This is a genomic window from Bradyrhizobium sp. CW1, from assembly GCF_023100665.1.
In the GTDB taxonomy this organism is placed as follows: domain Bacteria; phylum Pseudomonadota; class Alphaproteobacteria; order Rhizobiales; family Xanthobacteraceae; genus Bradyrhizobium; species Bradyrhizobium canariense_D.
In genome coordinates this window covers 8,075,277-8,092,994 of sequence record NZ_CP064684.1, presented here as the reverse complement: position 1 = coordinate 8,092,994, position 17,718 = coordinate 8,075,277, and the positions used below count along the sequence as shown (strand labels likewise).

Genomic DNA, 17,718 nt, shown 5'->3' with positions numbered 1-17,718 from the left:
GCCGGCTGATACGTCTCCACCCTCGAGCGCGGGAAGACGACATACATATGGCGAGCGTCATATATGGAGTGCTCGCCGTCGTGCCAGCAGCCATCCGTGCACTTCAAGAAAAAGGAAAAGGCATGTCCCTTGAAACGGCGCGAACGGAATTCATCGAGGCCGGCGGTATGCGCTTTGCCTTCAGGCGCCTCGACCCGGCAAAGGGTATGCCACTGGTCCTGCTTCAGCATTTCACAGGCAACATGGATTCCTGGGATCCGGCCGTGGTGAACCGGCTCGCGGAAACCAGGCCGGTCATCGTTTTTAACAATGCGGGCGTCGGCACGAGCTCCGGCGCGACGCCGGACAACGTCGAGCGGATGGCGGCGGATGCCGAAACTTTCATCAGGGCGCTCGATCTCGGTGAGGTCGATCTTCTCGGCTTCTCGCTCGGTGGCATGATCGCTCAGGTGCTCGCTGCCCGGGGGACGGGGCTCGTCCGCAAGATGATCGTGGCGGGAGCGGCGCCGCGCGGCGGCGAGGAGCATCTGATGGCCGTCGTCAACGACGCCTTTGCCCGTGGGGCTGCCGATGTCAGGCTGCCGCTGTTCTTTACGCCCTCCGAGGCCAGCCAGCGCGCCGGTAGGGGCTTTATCGCGCGAGGACTGCGCGCGCACAGGACCGGGATCCCGAAAGCGGAGACAGTGTGAGCGAACCTCAGGCGAAGGCGATCATCACCTGGTGTGCCCGCAAGGACGAGGCGTCCATCCTCCGCGCAATCGCGCAGCCCACCTTGATTGTTCACGGCAGCGACGATTCAATGTTCCCGAGCATCAACGCCTACAACATGTTCAAGGCGATGAGTGATGCGCAGCTCATCCTGTATCCCGACTCCGGACACGGCGCACCTTTCCAATACCCGGATTTGTTCGTAGCACATTGCAGAACGTTTCTGGATGCGAGGGCTACCGCCTGAGCACCGCGATCGTGCGGTTCGCAAAGGTCAGCCGCTCCGCCATGACCGACACGAAATAGGTCAGCAGCTTGTGGCTGAGCGCTGGATCCTCGGTCTTGATGGCGTCGAACTGGTGCGTATTCAGCACGTAGAGCACGCTGTCGACCTCGGCCTGGATGGTCGCGCTGCGCGGTGTCTGTGACACCAGCCCCATCTCGCCGATCGTGGTGTAACGGCCGAGGCTGCGCACGCGTGTGGTGCGGTCGTGATCGGCCGGGATCATGATGCCGACGCGGCCGTCGAGGATGAAATGCATGGAATCGGCGGGGGCGCCGGCCTGCACGATGACCTCGCCGGCTTCGACCTCGATGCGCTGGCAGCGGCGGATCAGCTCGTCGGCGCCGCCTTCGCTGCCGAGCATTCGCGTGAACCAGTCACGCAGGCTGGCTTCTTCCTGCGCCAGCTCCTGATGCTGCGAGATGAGCTCGTTCTCGCACCATTCCAGCGCGCGATCGAGCTCGGGGATGATGGTGACGCCCTCGCCGACGAAGTCGCTGGAGCGCAGCACCTTCTCGGCCGCAGCCGACAGATGCACCAGGATCAGCTCGACTCCGAGATCGCCGGCGCTGCGCTTGATCTGGGCGAAACTATAGGCAGCCGATGAATCCACGCCGGTGACGAGCTTGAAGTCAAACAGCAGATAGCGGCACTCGGGGCGTTCCTGCAGCAGCTGCTTGACGTGCTGGTAGAGCCGGTTGGCGGAGCCGAAGAAGAGATAGCTCTGGAGATTGAGGCCCTGGATCTTGCCCCCGTGGGCAAGCAGCACGTCCTGGTCGTCGCGCGAGCGGTCGAGCGAGGAGCGGTACTCCGAGCCGTCGAAACTGTATTTGATCGACTCGACCCGCGCGGCGCTGAACGCAAACGTCGCGCAGCCGATGATGACGCCGATCAGGATGCCCGGAACGAAACCCCAGGCCACGATGATCGCGATGATGGCTATCAGCGAGAGATATTCGAGCTTCGACAGCCGCTTGCGCGACTCGATGATCCATTTGTGCAACTGGTCGGCGCCGAGATAGAGCAACAGCCCGCCGAGCACGCATTTGGGGATGAAGCCGAGCAGCTCGGGTGCGACGGCAAGCACCAGCAGCGACAGCGCTGCGGCGGTGAGGCCGGACAGTCGCCCGCGGCCGCCGCTGCTGAAATTGAGCATCGAGCGGCTGGTCGAGCTGCAACCGGGGTAGCCGCCCAGCATGCCGGTCAGGATGTTGGCGGCGCCGGTGACGTTCAGCTCACACTCCAGATTGGCTTCGCGATGCGTGGCCACCTCGATGCCGGTGGTGTTGAACAGCGTGCTGGAGGCCGTGACGAAGATGACGGCGACGACATTGCCAAGCAGGTCCGGTATGGCAAACCAGGGATAGCGGGCGAGATCGTCGGTATGCCAGGGCAGCATGAAGACCGCTTGCGGCGGTGGCTGAAAGGTCCAGCCCAATGTGCGCGCCTCATCGAAGGAAACGCCGGTGATCCAGAACGCCAGATGCGCGGTGAGCACGCCGCCGACCAGGATGATCGGCAGTCCGAACGGGCTGCGCGAGCGGTGCCAGGTGAGATACAGCACCAGCGCCATCGCGCAGGCGGCACCGAGCTCCAGCAGGATGGTGCGGTCGGCGAAGTGCGACAGCGTCGTGAACTGCAGCGGATGGTCGGTGATCACCCGGACCGCACCCATGACGATGAGAAGTCCGGTGGCGCCGAGGAAGCCGCCGACCACCGGATAAGGCACGTAACGGATGGCGCGGCCAAGCCGCGTCAGGCCCAGTCCACACAGCACCAATCCTGTCAGCATCGTCGACAGGCCGAGCGTGATCAGGATAGGGGACAGCAACGGCGTCGACAGGTTCGCCGTCTCGATGCGTTCGACCACCGAGGCCGCCAGGATACACGTCACCGCGGCGGTCGAGCTGTCGGGGGCTGCAATCGCGAAGGGCAGCGAGCTGCCGAGCCCGACGACGGCCGCAAGCACCGCGGAGCTGACGAAAGTGGCCGTGATGCCGTAGGACAGATAGGGCGACAACGGCCCCGCGAAGATCAGCAGCGCGTAGGACAGTCCGAACGTGACGGTCAGGACGCTGGCGGCGCTCCCGCCCAATATATCGTTCAGCGCGCGCTTGAGGGCCGGATTGAGCCCGGTCGACGGAGTGAAGCCAATCGCTGGATCTGTCACGCCGTGCCACTCGCTGAGTATTCCCCTCCGAGAGGTAGACGACTGGAGACTTAGCGCAACAAGATTCTTGCAAGCCGGATGGAAGAAACCGAAGCGCCCGCCATTCGGTGTCGTCCTGGCGAAAGCCAGGACCCATTATCCCAGGGAGGAGTCGTGCCGCGAGGTGACGGCCACAGTCTTCGCCAAACCGCGCCCGGTGGTAATGGGTCCTGGATCGGCGCTCACTTCGTTCGCTGGTCCAGGACGACGCTAAGGGCCTGCACTAGATCTTGAGTTCGCTTCCCGTCACGCGGCGATATGCTTCCAGATACCGCTTGCTGGTCGCGTCCACCACGCTTGCGGGCAAAGGCGGCGGCGGGGCGTCGCCGTTCCAGCGGCCGGCGCGGCGCTCGACATCGAGATAGTCGCGCAAGGGCTGCTTGTCGAAGCTCGCCTGCGGCTGGCCGGGTTTGTAGGCATCGACGGCCCAGAAGCGCGAACTATCCGGCGTCATGACCTCGTCGATCAGGATGATGCGGCCGTCCTTGTCGCGGCCGAATTCGAACTTGGTGTCGGCGATGATAATGCCCTGTTCGCGGGCGAGCTCCTCGCCGAGCGTGTAGATCGCGCGCGTCATGCTCTCGAGCGTGTAGGCCGTCTCGTCGCCGACGACCTCGCGCATTTTTGCGATGGTAATGTTCTCGTCATGGCCGGTCTCGGCCTTGGTCGCCGGGCTGAAGATCGAGGGCTCCAGCTTCTCGCTCTCGACAAGTCCCGCCTTCAGCTTCTCGCCGGCCAGCGTTCCGCTTGCTGCATATTCCTTCCAGGCCGATCCCGAGAGATAACCGCGGATCACGCATTCGATCGGAAACACCGTGGTCCGGCGGCACAGCATGGCGCGGCCGAGAATCTCGGCACGATGCGGCTTCAAGGCCGGCACGGCGGCGATGATCTCGTCGGTGTCGGCGCTGATCATGTGATGCGGCACCACGCCTTCGAGCTCGTTGAACCAGAAGGCGCTGATTTGCGTCAGTACCGCGCCCTTCATCGGGATGGTCTCGCCCATCACGACATCGAAGGCGCTGATGCGGTCCGTGGTGACGAGCAGCAGGCGGTCGTCGTCGACGGCGTAGATATCGCGCACCTTGCCGCGCCCGATCTTGGGCAGGGGCAGGTCGCTGGAGAGCATGGTGGTCATCGGCAGAACTTTCGGAGCAAGGCCTTGCGACGGGACATCCGGCCGAGCCTGATCGCGCGACCGGAAGCCGGATTAGCCTATTCCGGCAGCGGAATGAACTCATGTTCCTGCGGAACTGCGGCGAAGCGGCCGGTTTTCCAGTCCTGCTTGGCCTGCTCGATCCGCTCCTTGCTGGAGGAGACGAAATTCCACCAGATGTGGCGCGGGCCCTCCAGGGCGTCGCCGCCCAGAAACATCATCCGCGTGGCCTTGAGCGCCTTCACCGTGATGCGGTCGCCCGGGCGGAAGATCAGCAGTCGCGGCCCTTCGTAGCGCTCGTTCGCGATCTCGACCTCGCCGTCGACCACGTAAATGGCGCGCTCCTCATGATCAGGGTCGAGCGGCACGACCGCGCCCGCGGCCGCCGTGACCTCGGTATAGAACCACGGCGACACCATCGAAACAGGTGAGGTGATGCCGAAGGACGAGCCCGCGATCACCTTTGCGGTGAAGTCGCGCTCGGTGACCATCGGCAGGTCACCCGCGCCGTAGTGCTGGAACGACGGGGCGATCTCTTCCGATCCGGCCGGCAGCGCGATCCAGCTTTGCAGGCCCAGCATCTTCTGCCCCGAGGCGCGCTGCACATCCGGCGTGCGCTCGGAATGCGCGATGCCGCGGCCGGCCGTCATCAAATTCATCGCGCCAGGCTGGATCTCCTGGATGTTGCCCTCACTGTCGCGATGCATGATCGCGCCGTCGAACAGATAGGTGACCGTGGCAAGCCCGATATGCGGGTGCGGCCGCACGTCCATGCCCTTGCCGGAGACGAACTGCACCGGCCCGAAATGGTCGAAGAAGATGAAGGGCCCGACCATCTGCCGCTTGCCGTGCGGCAACGCGCGCCGCACCGCGAAGCCGTCGCCGAGATCGCGCGTGCGCGGCACGATGACGAGATCGAGCGCATCGCAGGACATGGGATCGCCGAGCACGGGATCGTTCGAGGGTTGCCAGCTCATGGTAAAACTCCGTCTAAATTGCTTGGGCTCGATACTAGCAGGATTCCGCGCCAGCGTCGCGGCTAAGCCCGCTGTTATGCCCCGCGAAGGCGGGGCATCCAGTACGCGGCGGCCTATCCGTTCAATCATGGCCGTCTCGGAGTACTGGATCGTCCGGTCAAGCCGGACGATGACAGCTGTGGTGCGGATGGTGCTTGAAAACATACGCCTGACGAAGGATGTTCGGCTGATGTCAACCGCGACCCATCGCAACACCCGATGACCCCAGCCGCAGCCGAGCTCGCCTTTCGCGCCGCCGCCGTGGCGCTGCTGCTGGTGTTGGCAGCGTCATTACTCTCGGATTTCCGCAATGTGCTGGCAGCCCGGCTCGGTGCGGCCTTTGCGCTCGGCTCGGCCGCGCATGCTGTGAGCTATTCTGTCGGAACATCATCGCTGGTACCGGCATGGCATGCGCCGCTGATCGCGTTGTCGACCGGCAATATCGTGGTGTTCTGGCTGTTCACGCGCGCGCTGTTCGACGATGAGTTTCGCCTGCGCCGGTGGCACGGATTGACCTGGGCGTTGGTGGCAGCCTTCAGCTTCGTCAGCTGTCTCTGGATCGCACCCGGCGGACATGTCCGGGTCGCCGTCACCGCGGTGAACCTGATCGTGCTCGGCTTCATTGCGCTCGCGATCGTGCAGACGATCGCCTCATGGTCAGCCGATCTGGTCGAGCGCCGCCGCCGCGTCCGTATCTTCATTGTCTGTGCTGCCGCGCTCTATGGCGGATTGAACGCGGTGCTCCAGATCCTTGTCGTCGGCAGTGACGTCGGCGACGTCGCCAACACCGTCAATACAGGCGTGCTCGCCGGCATTGTCGCGGCCATCGCCTATGCGATGATGCGCGTCGATGGCGCCGACCTGTTTCCAGCCGCCGCGGAAGCGGCGCCCGCGATCGCGGCGAGCCAGCCTGTCGGCGAGGATGCCCCCGACCAAAAGCTCATCGACGCCCTGATGCGGCTGATGGCGGACGAACGGATCTATCGCCAGGAGAACATCAGCATCGGCGTGCTGGCGGGCCGGCTGAAGATTCCCGAATACCGGCTGCGCCGGCTGATCAACCAGGGGCTCGGCTACCGCAATTTCAATGTGTTCCTGAACAACCACCGGATCGAAGAGGCCAAGGCAGCCCTCGCCGATCCCGCCCAGGCCAAGGTCCCCGTCATCACCATCGCGATGGATTCTGGCTTCCAGTCGCTAGGCCCCTTCAACCGCGCCTTCAAGGCCGTGACCGGCGTGACGCCGACGGAGTACCGGCGGCTGAAGGTGAATGCCGTCTAATCTTTAGCACGCTGTAATATCAAGGTTATTTTGGAATCGGCGAGCGTCTCGCTGCTTTCGGCTCTGCCGTTTTCCAAATCCGGCGAGCGGGCATCGCGTGAATGCCGCTTCGTCTCCGGCACACGCCTCAAGCCGGAGCAAGCCCGTGACCCGCCGCCGCAAGATCGTCCTTCTCACCATCGCCATCGTCTTTGCCGGCCTCGCGCTCGGCACGGTTCGCGCCCATGACGTGCCCAAGGTCGTCACCGGCTTCATCGCCGACGTGCTCTGCGCGGAGACGTTTGTCTCGGGCCTCGATATCAGGCCTAACCTGACGGAGACCATTGATGCGATGCCGGGCGCAAGTCTGTTCGGCTGGGCGATGGACTATCGGGTCGATCGCGCGCGCAAGGATGTTACGGTGACGCTGTTCGGCATCGGTCGCAGCCACGCCGTCTATCGCGAGGGACTCGGCTGCACGCTCGAGCACGGCGGAGGGATCACCGACGTCACGTTGCCGCCGGATGACAGGCAGCCGGCGTTGCTGCCCGAGATCGCCGGGCCCGCGGTCGTGTCGCCACAGAGCCCGGAGCTGTCAGCCGCACTCGATCGCGCCTTCGCTGAGCCGCCATCGCCGCCATTCCGCCGCACCCGCGCAATCGTCGTCATGAAGTCGGGCCGCATCATCGCGGAGCGCTATGCGGACGGCATCGGACCGGAGACGCCGCTGCTCGGCTTCTCCATGACCAAGTCCGTGATCTCGGCTCTCACCGGGATCCTCGTGCGCCAGGGCCGACTGAAGCTCGACGGGCCCGCACCGGTCGCCGCCTGGACAAATCCGGACGATCCGCGTCACGCCATCACCGTCGATCAATTGCTGCGCCACACCGCGGGCCTGGCGCTCGGCAGCTCGCTTCAGGCCTCGCTTGGCTCCGCCTTCGAGCCGGTCAATCGCATGAAATTCGTGGAGGCCGACATGGCCGCCTATGCAGCGAGCATGCCGCTTGCGACCGCGCCGGGCACCGTGTGGAATTATCACGATGGCAACACCATCATGCTCGCGCATCTGATCCGCAACGCCGCCGGCGGCAATCCCGCCGATGCGCTTGCCTTCGCGCGCCGCGAATTGTTCGCGCCGCTCGGCATGCGACACGTCACGCTCCAGCTCGACGGCGCCGGCACGATCGAGGGGTCGAGCGAGATGCTCGCATCCGCGCGCGACTGGGCGCGTTTCGGCCAGCTCTATCTCGACGACGGCGTCGCCGGCGGCCGGCGCATCCTGCCCGAGGGCTGGGTGAATTACTCGGCGTCGGCGACGCCCAATGCCTGGGTCGGTATCGGCGCCGGATTCTGGACCAACCAGGGCGACAGCTTTGGCGCGACCTTTCGCGTCGATCACGGCTGGCCGCGCGATGCCTTCTTCGCCAAGGGCACGATCGGGCAGTATACAATCGTGATTCCGTCGGAACGACTCGTGATCGTGCGGCTCGGCCGTTCGCCGAACTCACCGCCGGAAGCGGACGGTGTGTTTGATCTGGTGCGGGATGTGATTGCGGCAACGCGCGCTAAAGGGAAGGTGGCGGGGATGGATTGAGGTGCTTTACCTTCCCAGCTCCGTCGCCTTTGCCACGCGATCGAACCGCTCCAGCGTCATGATCGCGTCTGCGAATTTCTCCGCGCGCGCATTCAGCACCGGGCGTGCCAGCGTCAAGAATTTTTGCTGCATCGCCTGTGCATCCGGGAACGAGGTCGGCTCCCCCGAGGGATCGGCGTAGAGCCGCTCATGCACGCCGTCGTCCGTCGTGATACTCACGCGCGCGCCAAAGGGGTGGGTGCGGCCGATTTCGAGGCGATCGTCCTGCACTACGTCGAACTTGTCGGCGAGTGCGTCGATGGCGGCGTCGCCAAGACGATTGTAGTCGTCCCAGCCAAATGAGCCCTGGTCGAGCGCGAGCGCGCCGGTGAAGAACATCGAGAACTGGCCGCCGACGATCGAGGTCGGGTGGCGCTTGGTCGCGGCGTCGCCGGTGAGCGTGATGCCGTTGCGATGCAGGCCGATTTCGACCCGCTTGACCTGATCGGGCGTCAGATTGTGCTCGCGCCGCATTGCGATCAGCGCGTCGATCGCGGCGTGGGTATAGCGGCAGCTCGGATACGGTTTGACGCCGATCTTCATGGTCTCGTAGGTCTTGCCGAGCTCGGCGACCGCCTTGTCGGGATGCGCATCGTCGGTGTAGCCGGCGAGCAGGCCATGTTTGCCCTCCACGGATTCCGTCGCCCCGACGAAGTCGTTGCGCGCCAGCGTCGCGGCGATCACGCCATTCATCGCGGCGGCTCCGACCTGGTAGCGCTTGTTCCAGGCGCCATTGACCAGGAATTGCAGCGAGCCCGCGGCCTGGCTGCCGGCGACGCCGAAGGCGGCGATGAGCTGTTGCTCGGACAGGCCGAACAGCTTTCCGGCGGCCGCTGCTGCGCCATAGGTGCCAGCGGTGGCGGTCGGATGGAAGCCGCGCGCATAATGCGAGGTCGGGTCGAGCGCGTTGCCGAGCCGGCAGCAGACCTCATAGCCCGCAACGATCGCGGTCAGCACGTCGCGGCCCGACGCGCCGACCATCTCGCCGATGGCGAAGGCGGCCGGAACGACCGGCGCGCTCGGGTGCAGCGAGGAGTCCGCATGGGTGTCGTCGAAGTCGAGGGAATGGCCGAGCGCGCCGTTGAGCAGCGCCGCGACCGCCGGCGTCCAGGTCTTGCTGTCGCCGAACACGGTGGATTCGCCCCTGGTGTCGAGCGCGAGCGCCTCCAGCATCTTCAGGATCGAGGGGGTCGATTCCGCTTCGCTGCGGGCGCGGATGGCGCTGCCCAGGAAGTCCAGCGTCAGCACCTTTGCGCGATCCAGCACTTCCGCCGGAATATCCCCGTATTTCAGATTGAAGACATAGGCAGCGAGCGTTGCGGTTTCGTGGGCCATCGTGTTTCCTCGTTTTGGCGCGCAAGTTAGGCGGGCTGATTTGGCCTTTCAAGCGGCCATGGGCTGCGGGCATCAGCTATGCTTTTGGCAGGCTCCAAGAGGATCGGGATATTCCACGATGGGACTTCCAAAAGATGTGTTCGACCGGGTCCGGGCGCGGCGAACGCAACTGGGCCTGGCGATCCGGGTCACGGTCGCGGCCACCGCGGCCTACGCGATCGCCACCGCGCTGCATCTGCTGCTGCCGCTCTGGGCGGTGCTGACCTCGCTGATCGTGACCCAGTTGAGCGTCGGGCGCTCGCTGAAGGCGACGCGCGATTACGTGCTCGGCACCATCGGCGGCGCCATCTATGGGGGCGCCATCGCGATCCTGATCCCTTATTCGACCGAGGCCGGCCTGTTGGGCCTGCTGGTGCTGGCGGTCGCGCCACTCGCCTTCGTCGCCGCGATCAACCCGAGCCTCAATGCAGCGACGGTCACCGCCATCATCGTGCTGCTGGTTCCGACGATGCATCATTCCGATCCCATGACATCGGCAATCGATCGGGTCAGCGAGGTCGGGGTCGGCGCAATCACGGGATTGCTGGTCTCGTTCCTGGTGCTGCCCTCGCGCGCGGTGCGCCAGATCCGCGCCAGCGCGGCAAGGCTGCTCGAGCTGATCGCGGACGCCTTCACCGAGCTGCTCGCGGGTCTCACGCGCGGCCGCGACAACGATGCGCTGCACCGGATCCAGGACGGCATCGGCACCGCGATGGTGGGCATGAATGCGATCGGTGCCGAAGCCGAGCGCGAGCGGGCCGCGCGCCTGTCAAGCGGGCCCGACACCGGTCCCTTGCTGCGAACGATCCTACGGCTGCGCCACGACGTCGTGATGATCGGCCGCTCGACCGTGGTGCCGTTGCCGGCCGAGGTGCAGATGCGGCTCGCCGCGCCGCTGGCGGAGGTCAGTGCGGCGATCGTGCGCTTTCTGCGCTCGGCGGCCGAAGCGTTGCGGGCTGGTGCCGGCGCGCCGCCGATTCATCCCGTGCACGTCGCGCTCCAGCATTACGCCGAGGCGGTTGCCGCCGTTCGCCAGGACGGCCTGATCCGCGGCCAGCCGAGCGACACCGCCGAGCGCTTCTTCGCGATCGGCTTCTCGCTGGAGCAGATGCACCAGAATCTCTGCGATCTCGATCGCGTCGTCGGCGAGTGGTCGGAAGCCTCGTCGGACAAGTCAGCGCGCTTGGCCGAGTGAGCTAGCGCCGCATCAGGTCCTTGCCCTGCATGCGCCAGACCAGCAAATCGATGCGGTCCTGGCCGAAGAACGGCTCGTTGTCGAACACGAAGGTCGGCACGCCCCAATGGCCGGAGGCGGCGTGGTCCTTCTCGTTCTCCGTGATCACCTGCTCGTAGCGATCAGGGTCCGCGGTGATTGCGGCATCCATCGCGGCGAGATCGAAGCCGGCCTTTTCGGCGCCGCGCCCGAGATGATCGCCTTCGTTCCAGCCCGACACCGAGCCGTCCCACAGCACGCGGGCGATTGCATCGGTGAATGCGAGCGAGCGTCCCTCGAGCTGCGCCATGGCACCAAGCCGGGTCAGACGGTGGATGTAGGGCTGCTCCGCCGCGACCTCGAACGTCACCTTGTGCTGCACGATCGGATCGGGCCTGGGAAAGCGGAACGGAATGCCTTCGTGCTGCGCCACGCGCGTGCTGTCGAGCACCACATAGCGAATGAAGTTCGGGCTGGCCTTCTTGAAAAACCCGGGCACACGGACTGCGAGCGGATAGACCGGCCGCAAATTCACCGTCAGATCGTAGGTTTCGACCAGGTTGAGCGTTTTCGGCAACGCCAGACAGCTGAACGGGCTGCGAAAGGAGTAGAAGAGGTCGACGGAGAGCGTCATCGGGCCGGCTCGACGAGCCGCCCCATCATGCTGCGGGCGACGAGCTTGTGGAAGGGCGTGATGAACGCGAGATAGGCGCGGCCCAGCCGATTGTTGGTCCGCACCAGCGTGGTCAGGGTGACGTGGCGCAGCACCGCTTCGCCGGCGACATCGACCACGATGCGGAAGTCGAGATGATAATCATTGAAGCCGGCGACCAGCTGCTCCGGCGTTTCGCTCAGCACCGGAAACAAGCCGATCGGGCCGCCCGGCGCTGGTGCGCCTTCACCCGATGTCTTCAATCCAAAGGGCCTCACGAGGATGTTGCGCAGGCGTGTCAGTGCACCGATCCAGCGCGGTCCGTGCAACACCATCCTGGTGCAGGCCTCGCGGGCATTCACCGGTGCTGTGCCGATCTCCACGCGAAAGGCGTCGATGAATTGCGCACCGGCCAGCAGCGTGCCGGCGTCGACATCGGGGATGACTTCGCGGACGGTCCCGTTCATCCCGCCAGTTTGCGCGTCAGCATCCGGAAGCGCAAGATCAGAAGTCCGGCATAGACGAACGATCCGATCGACAGTCCGATCCAGACACTGACCGCGCCGAAATCAGCGTGAAAAGCGAGCAACCAGGCGATGGGAAAGCCCACGCACCAGTAGCCGATCGCGGCGAATACCAACGTCATTCTGGTGTCATTGATGCCGCGCAGTGCGCCGCCCATGATGGTCTGGATGGCATCGGCGATGAAGAAGGTCGCGCCGACCAGCAGCAGCGTTGCAGTCAGCTCGACGGTCGCCATGCTCGCCTCGCCGCTGCCGAAGAACAGCCGTCCGAGCTCATAGCGGCCGAGAATGATTGCGACGCTGAGGGCCGAGACGAACGCGATCCCGATCACGGCTGCCACGAGACCTGCGCGCCTCACCGCAGCCGGGTCGCCCCGGCCGAAGGCGTGGCCGACCCGCACCGTGGCTGCCATGCCGATGCCGAGCGGGACCATGAACAGCACGGCGGTGACCTGGAGCGCGATCTGATGCGCCGCGAGCGCCGTGGTCGAGATCAACCCCATCAGCAGCGCCGCCGAAGAGAACAGGCCATATTCCAGCAGCAGTGAGAACGAGATCGGGGCGCCGATCGCGATGAGCTTGTGCATCAGGGGCCAGTCGATCCGCCAGAGATGGGCAAGCGGACGATAATCCGCGAACGGCTTGCGCAGCCCCGCAATGGCGAGCGTGGCGACGAACGTGCCGAGATTGACGATGGTGGTCGCAAGCCCTGCGCCGAACAGACCGAGCTCCGGCAGGCCGAACAGGCCGTGGATCAGGGCGTAGACCAGCGCGGCATTGACGGGGATCGCCGCGAGCGTGATCCATAGCGGGGCCTGCGGCCGGTTCACCGCGCTCATCATGCTGCGCAGCGCGATGAAGCCGAGTGCCGGCGCGATGCCCCAGGCCAGCCCATTCAGATAGCGCTGGGCGAGCGCGGCCGAGTGCGGCGCCTGACCGAGTGCGACCAGGATGTGCTCGCCATAGAGCGGGGAGGCCATCATCGGCAGCGAGATCAGCAAGGCGACCCACAAGCCGACGCGCAGAGAGCGGCGGATGCGCCTGACATCGCCGGCGCCGAAGGCTTGCGCGACCAGCGGCGACACCGCCGTCATCAATCCGAGCCCGAAGGTGAAGCTGACGAAATAGACCGTGTGCGCCAGCGCTGCTGCTGCGACCGCGCTCTCGCCGAGCCGCCCGATCAGCGCGAGATCGGTCGTGATCATCGCGATCTGCCCGAGCTGCGTCAGCATCATCGGCACGGCCAGCCGCAGCGTCGCGACGAATTCGTCGGCGAGAGGATTTGGCGGCACGCCGGCTTGCGGCTGCGAACGAGGCTGGACGGTGTCGAGCATGGCCGGGTCAATAGCACAGCCGGGCGACGAAAACATGGCTTGGTCTTCTCCCTCTCCCCTTGCGGGAGAGGGTGGCTCGCCGCAGCAGCGGCGAGACGGGTGAGGGGGATCTCTCCGCGTACGGCCCTCAAGCAGCAGGACTCGCTGAAGCAACCCCTCATCCGGCGCTATAGCCGATGCGAAGCTTCGGCGTTCTCAAAAACGGCGGCCAAAGGCCGCCTACGCCACCTTCTCCCACAAGGGGAGAAGGGAAGAAGCGCCTCAGCCCTTCCGTTCAGGCACGCGCCTGATCTTCGCGCCGAGCGCGTTGAGGCGCTCGTCGATGCGCTCGTAGCCGCGCTCGATCTGGTCGGCGTTGTTGATCGTGGAGGTGCCCTCGGCGCAGACGGCCGCGAGCAGCATGGCCATGCCGGCGCGAATGTCGGGCGAGATCATCGATGCACCGCGCAGGCGGCTGGGGCCGGCGATGATGGCGCGATGGGGGTCACAGAGCACGATACGCGCGCCCATCGCGATCAGCTTGTCGACGAAGAACATCCGCGATTCGAACATCTTCTCGAACATCAGGATCACGCCCTCGCATTGCGTGGCGGTGACGATCGCGATCGACATCAGATCGGCCGGGAAGGCCGGCCAGGGCTGGTCTTCCAGCTTCGGCACGTGGCCGCCAAAATCGTCCTGGATCTTCAGCGTCTGGTTTGATGGCACGATGAGATCGTCGCCCTCGATGCGGCAGACGATGCCGAGCCGTTCGAATCCCATGCGGATCGAGCGCAGATGCTCGACGCCCGCGCGCACGATGCGAAGCGGCGACCGCGTCACGGCCGCGAGTCCGATCAGCGAGCCGACCTCGATATGGTCGGGCTGGATCCGGTAGGTCGCGCCGCCCAGCGTCGCCGGACCGTGCACGATCATGGTGTTGGTGCCGATGCCCTCGATCCCTGCGCCGAGCGCGACCAGGAAGTTGGCGAGGTCCTGCACATGCGGCTCGGACGCGGCGTTGCGCAAATAGGTGGTGCCTTGGGCGGCGACGGCTGCGACCAGCGCGTTCTCGGTCGCGGTCACGCTGGGCTCGTCCAGGAACACGTCGGCGCCGGTCAGTTTCGAAGCGCGGAATTCGAGCCGGTCGGTCGCGGTGACCTTGGCTCCCAACTGCTCGAGTGCGAGCACATGCGTGTCGAGCCTTCGGCGGCCGATGACGTCGCCGCCGGGCGGCGGTAGCATCACTTCGCCGCAGCGGGCGAGCAGGGGGCCGGCGAGCAGGATCGAGGCGCGGATGCGCACGCACAGATCAGGATCGAGATCGGCGGCGCGGATGCTCTTGGCGTGAATATGAAGCGTGTTGCGGGCGGTCCATTCCGCCGCCGCGCCGACCGAGCGGATCAGCTCGACCAGCGTCTCGGTGTCGCGGATCCGCGGCACGTTCTCCAGCGTCACCGGATGCTCGGTGAGCAGGGCTGCCGCGATGATCGGCAGGGCCGCATTCTTGTTGCCGGAAGGCTCGATCGAGCCCGAGAGCCGGTGACCGGCCTCGACAATGTACTGGATGGGCGCCACGGGGTCTCTCGCTGTCGTGTTGGGTGGGCGGGTTTTCGAGGCGGAAACTACCGAGAATTGAGCGCGGGAGCAATTCTGCACTTGTCGCGAGGGCGGGGGAGGTTCAGCCGTGTCTCTACGTCATGGCCGGGCTTGTCCCGGCCATCCACGCCTTTGCCAGATGCACGGAGAACCTAGATGCCCGGGACAAGTCCGGGGCATGACGACCGTCCAAGCCATCCGATCTCAGATATCGATCGTCGCGCTCAGCGAATGTTCCTGGATGAAGTCGCGGCGCGGCTCGACCACGTCGCCCATCAGCTTGGTGAAGATGTCGTCGGCCTCGTCGACCTCTTTGACCTTCACCTGGAGCAGTGATCGCGCATTGACGTCCAGCGTCGTCTGCCAGAGTTGCTCCGGATTCATCTCGCCCAGCCCTTTGTAGCGCTGCAGCGAGACGCCCTTGCGGCCGGCGTCGGTGACGGCTTCGAACAGATCGACCGGGCCGTAGACCATGTGCTCGGTGTCCTTGCGCCGCAGCTTGCCGGGGCGGGCATAAACGTCCTGGAGCTTGACGGTGTACTCGTCGAGCTTGCGGGCTTCGACCGAGCCCAGGAACGCGTCATCGATGAGGGCGACGTCCTTGACGCCGCGCACGGTGCGCTCGAACTGGAAACCATGGCCTTCGACGTATTGACCGATCCAGCCGCGCTCGACCTCGTCGGCGAGCGTGTCGAGGCGGGCGGCGATGTATTGGGCTGCCGCGGCGGCTTTCTCCGGATCGCCGTAGATCGCCTTGTTGAGCACGCCGGTGATGGCGGCCTGCTCGATCACCTTGCGATTGTAGCGGGTGTGCAGGCTGCGCAGGACGCCGCGGACGGCGCGGGCGTCATCGACCAGCGAACGCAGGTCGCGGCCGGTGCGATCGCCGCCGGTGCCGGGAATATAGACGCAATCGTCCAGCCCGGTATCGATCAGATAATCTTCCAGCGCCCGCTCGTCCTTCAGATATTGCTCGGACTTGCCGCGGTTGACCTTATAGAGCGGCGGCTGGGCGATATAGAGATAGCCGCCGTCGATGATCTCGCGCATCTGCCGGTAGAAGAAAGTGAGCAGCAGCGTGCGGATGTGGGCGCCGTCGACGTCGGCGTCCGTCATCACGATGATCTTGTGATAGCGCAGCTTCTCGATCGAGAATTCGTCGCTGATGCCGGTGCCGAGCGCGGTGATCAGCGTGCCGATCTGCTCGCTGTGCAGCATCTTGTCGGGACGCACGCGTTCGACATTGAGGATCTTGCCGCGCAGCGGCAGCACGGCCTGGAATTCGCGGTTGCGGCCCTGCTTGGCGCTGCCGCCTGCCGAGTCACCCTCGACGATGAAGAGCTCGGATTTCGCCGGGTCCTTCTCCTGGCAGTCGGCGAGCTTGCCGGGCAGCGAAGAGACCGAGAGCGGGCTCTTGCGCGTCAGCTCGCGCGCCTTTCGCGCGGCTTCGCGGGCAGCCGCCGCCTGGATCACCTTGCCGACGATCATCTTGGCTTCGGAGGGATGCTCCTCGAACCAGGCCTGCAGCGCCTCGTTGAGCACGTTCTCGACCACGGGGCGCACTTCCGAGGACACCAGCTTGTCCTTGGTCTGCGACGAAAATTTTGGGTCCGGCACCTTCACCGACAGCACCGCAGTGAGGCCTTCGCGGCAGTCGTCGCCGGTGAGCGCGATCTTTTCCTTTTTCGCGTTGGCCTCGGCATAGCCGTTGACCTGGCGCGTCAGCGCGCCGCGGAAGCCGGCGAGATGGGTGCCGCCGTCGCGCTGCGGGATGTTGTTGGTGAAGCACAGCACGTTCTCGTGGTAGCTGTCGTTCCACCACAACGCGGCCTCGACACCGATGCCGTTGGATTCCGCGCGCACCATGATCGGCGCCGGAACGATCGCCTTCTTGTTGCGGTCGAGATATTTGACGAATTCCTCGACGCCGCCGGAATAGTGCATCTCCTCGCGCTTCTCGACGGCGTGACGCATGTCGGAGAGGGCGATGTTGACGCCGGAATTGAGGAAGGCGAGCTCGCGCAGCCGGTGCTCCAGCGTGGCGAAATCATACTCGATGTTCTTGAAGGTTTCCGTCGAAGCCTGGAACGTCACCTCAGTGCCGCGCCTGCCGGGCGCGTCGCCGACCACCTTGAGCGGCGCGACCGCATCGCCATGGGCGAATTCGATGTAGTGTTCCTTGTTGTCGCGCCAGATGCGCAAGCCGAGCTTGCTTGACAGCGCGTTGACGACGGAGACGCCGACGCCGTGCAGACCGCCGGAAACCTTGTAGGAATTCTGGTCGAACTTACCGCCGGCATGGAGCTGGGTCATGATGACCTCGGCTGCCGAGATGCCTTCGCCCTTGTGGATGTCGACGGGAATGCCGCGGCCGTCGTCGCGCACGGTGACGGAATTGTCGGCGTTGAGGATCACGTCCACGCGCGTGGCGTGGCCCGCGAGCGCCTCGTCGATCGCGTTATCCACGACCTCGTACACCATGTGATGCAGGCCCGAGCCGTCATCGGTGTCGCCGATATACATGCCGGGACGCTTGCGGACGGCGTCGAGACCCTTGAGCACGCGGATCGATTCCGCCCCGTAATCGCTCGGATTTGAGGGTTCGTTTTCGGCAGGCGTCTGCCGAGCAGGTTCTGTCATGAGAGGCCTTCGAGATGTCGCCCGAATCAGCGGCGCAAAAGGCGCTGATATGCGGGCTATTTGTGCCACGAAAGACGGATTGCGCCTAGCGCAAAGTATCCCCCGGCAAGTCTTTGATTAAATAGAATTTTTTGGCCG

General features: G+C 65.1%; 12 protein-coding genes and 1 pseudogene. 4 read left to right on the top strand and 9 right to left on the bottom strand.

Annotated elements, in window-relative coordinates; genetic code table 11:
- Nucleotides 1–122 precede the first annotated feature (122 nt).
- Nucleotides 123–955: pseudogene (locus IVB54_RS38595) on the top strand (alpha/beta hydrolase).
- On the opposite strand, the gene IVB54_RS38590 reads toward IVB54_RS38595, so the two are convergent.
- From IVB54_RS38590 to IVB54_RS38580, 3 genes are all read right to left on the bottom strand, one after another.
- Nucleotides 945–3,161, bottom strand: a complete 2,217-nt coding sequence (locus tag IVB54_RS38590; RefSeq protein ID WP_247777007.1) for a SulP family inorganic anion transporter — start codon at nucleotides 3,159–3,161, stop codon at nucleotides 945–947. The pseudogene IVB54_RS38595 and the gene IVB54_RS38590 overlap by 11 nt on opposite strands.
- Before the next feature lie 262 nt (nucleotides 3,162–3,423).
- Entirely contained in the window at nucleotides 3,424–4,338 is a 915-nt protein-coding gene (locus IVB54_RS38585; RefSeq protein ID WP_018455824.1) for a phosphoribosylaminoimidazolesuccinocarboxamide synthase, read from the bottom strand.
- Nucleotides 4,339–4,415: 77 nt separating this feature from the next.
- Entirely contained in the window at nucleotides 4,416–5,333 is a 918-nt protein-coding gene (locus IVB54_RS38580) for a pirin family protein (RefSeq protein ID WP_018455825.1), read from the bottom strand.
- A gap of 258 nt (nucleotides 5,334–5,591) precedes the next feature.
- Between IVB54_RS38580 and IVB54_RS38575 the strand changes: the two genes are divergently transcribed.
- Both IVB54_RS38575 and IVB54_RS38570 read left to right on the top strand, forming a co-directional pair.
- Nucleotides 5,592–6,653: a helix-turn-helix domain-containing protein gene (locus tag IVB54_RS38575; RefSeq protein ID WP_018455826.1), complete on the top strand. Its 1,062-nt coding sequence runs from the start codon at nucleotides 5,592–5,594 to the stop codon at nucleotides 6,651–6,653.
- A gap of 145 nt (nucleotides 6,654–6,798) precedes the next feature.
- Nucleotides 6,799–8,226 carry a serine hydrolase gene (locus tag IVB54_RS38570; RefSeq protein WP_247777006.1) on the top strand — a complete coding sequence of 476 codons (1,428 nt, stop codon included), beginning with the start codon at nucleotides 6,799–6,801 and terminating at the stop codon, nucleotides 8,224–8,226.
- A gap of 6 nt (nucleotides 8,227–8,232) precedes the next feature.
- Here the strand turns inward: IVB54_RS38570 and IVB54_RS38565 are convergent, their stop codons facing one another.
- Nucleotides 8,233–9,600, bottom strand: a complete 1,368-nt coding sequence (locus tag IVB54_RS38565; RefSeq protein ID WP_018455828.1) for an MmgE/PrpD family protein — start codon at nucleotides 9,598–9,600, stop codon at nucleotides 8,233–8,235.
- Between the two features lie 118 nt (nucleotides 9,601–9,718).
- Here IVB54_RS38565 and IVB54_RS38560 point away from each other — a divergent pair, with 118 nt between their 5' ends.
- The gene (locus tag IVB54_RS38560) at nucleotides 9,719–10,834 is read left to right on the top strand and encodes an FUSC family protein (protein WP_018455829.1); all 1,116 of its coding nucleotides are present in this window, start codon (nucleotides 9,719–9,721) and stop codon (nucleotides 10,832–10,834) included.
- Between the two features lies 1 nt (nucleotide 10,835).
- Here IVB54_RS38560 and IVB54_RS38555 read toward each other — a convergent pair whose 3' ends face one another.
- From IVB54_RS38555 to gyrB, 5 genes are all read right to left on the bottom strand, one after another.
- Nucleotides 10,836–11,486: a 2-hydroxychromene-2-carboxylate isomerase gene (locus tag IVB54_RS38555; RefSeq protein WP_018455830.1), complete on the bottom strand. Its 651-nt coding sequence runs from the start codon at nucleotides 11,484–11,486 to the stop codon at nucleotides 10,836–10,838.
- Nucleotides 11,483–11,971: a DUF2867 domain-containing protein gene (locus IVB54_RS38550; RefSeq protein WP_018455831.1), complete on the bottom strand. Its 489-nt coding sequence runs from the start codon at nucleotides 11,969–11,971 to the stop codon at nucleotides 11,483–11,485. The genes IVB54_RS38555 and IVB54_RS38550 overlap by 4 nt, the downstream gene beginning before the upstream one ends.
- Nucleotides 11,968–13,362: an MATE family efflux transporter gene (locus IVB54_RS38545; RefSeq protein WP_018455832.1), complete on the bottom strand. Its 1,395-nt coding sequence runs from the start codon at nucleotides 13,360–13,362 to the stop codon at nucleotides 11,968–11,970. The genes IVB54_RS38550 and IVB54_RS38545 overlap by 4 nt, the downstream gene beginning before the upstream one ends.
- 261 nt (nucleotides 13,363–13,623) lie before the next feature.
- On the bottom strand, nucleotides 13,624–14,919 hold the full coding sequence (murA, locus tag IVB54_RS38540) for a UDP-N-acetylglucosamine 1-carboxyvinyltransferase (RefSeq protein ID WP_247777005.1): 1,296 nt from the start codon (nucleotides 14,917–14,919) through the stop codon (nucleotides 13,624–13,626).
- Nucleotides 14,920–15,144: 225 nt separating this feature from the next.
- Nucleotides 15,145–17,580: a DNA topoisomerase (ATP-hydrolyzing) subunit B gene (gyrB, locus tag IVB54_RS38535; protein ID WP_018455834.1), complete on the bottom strand. Its 2,436-nt coding sequence runs from the start codon at nucleotides 17,578–17,580 to the stop codon at nucleotides 15,145–15,147.
- Between the last annotated feature and the right edge of the window lie 138 nt (nucleotides 17,581–17,718).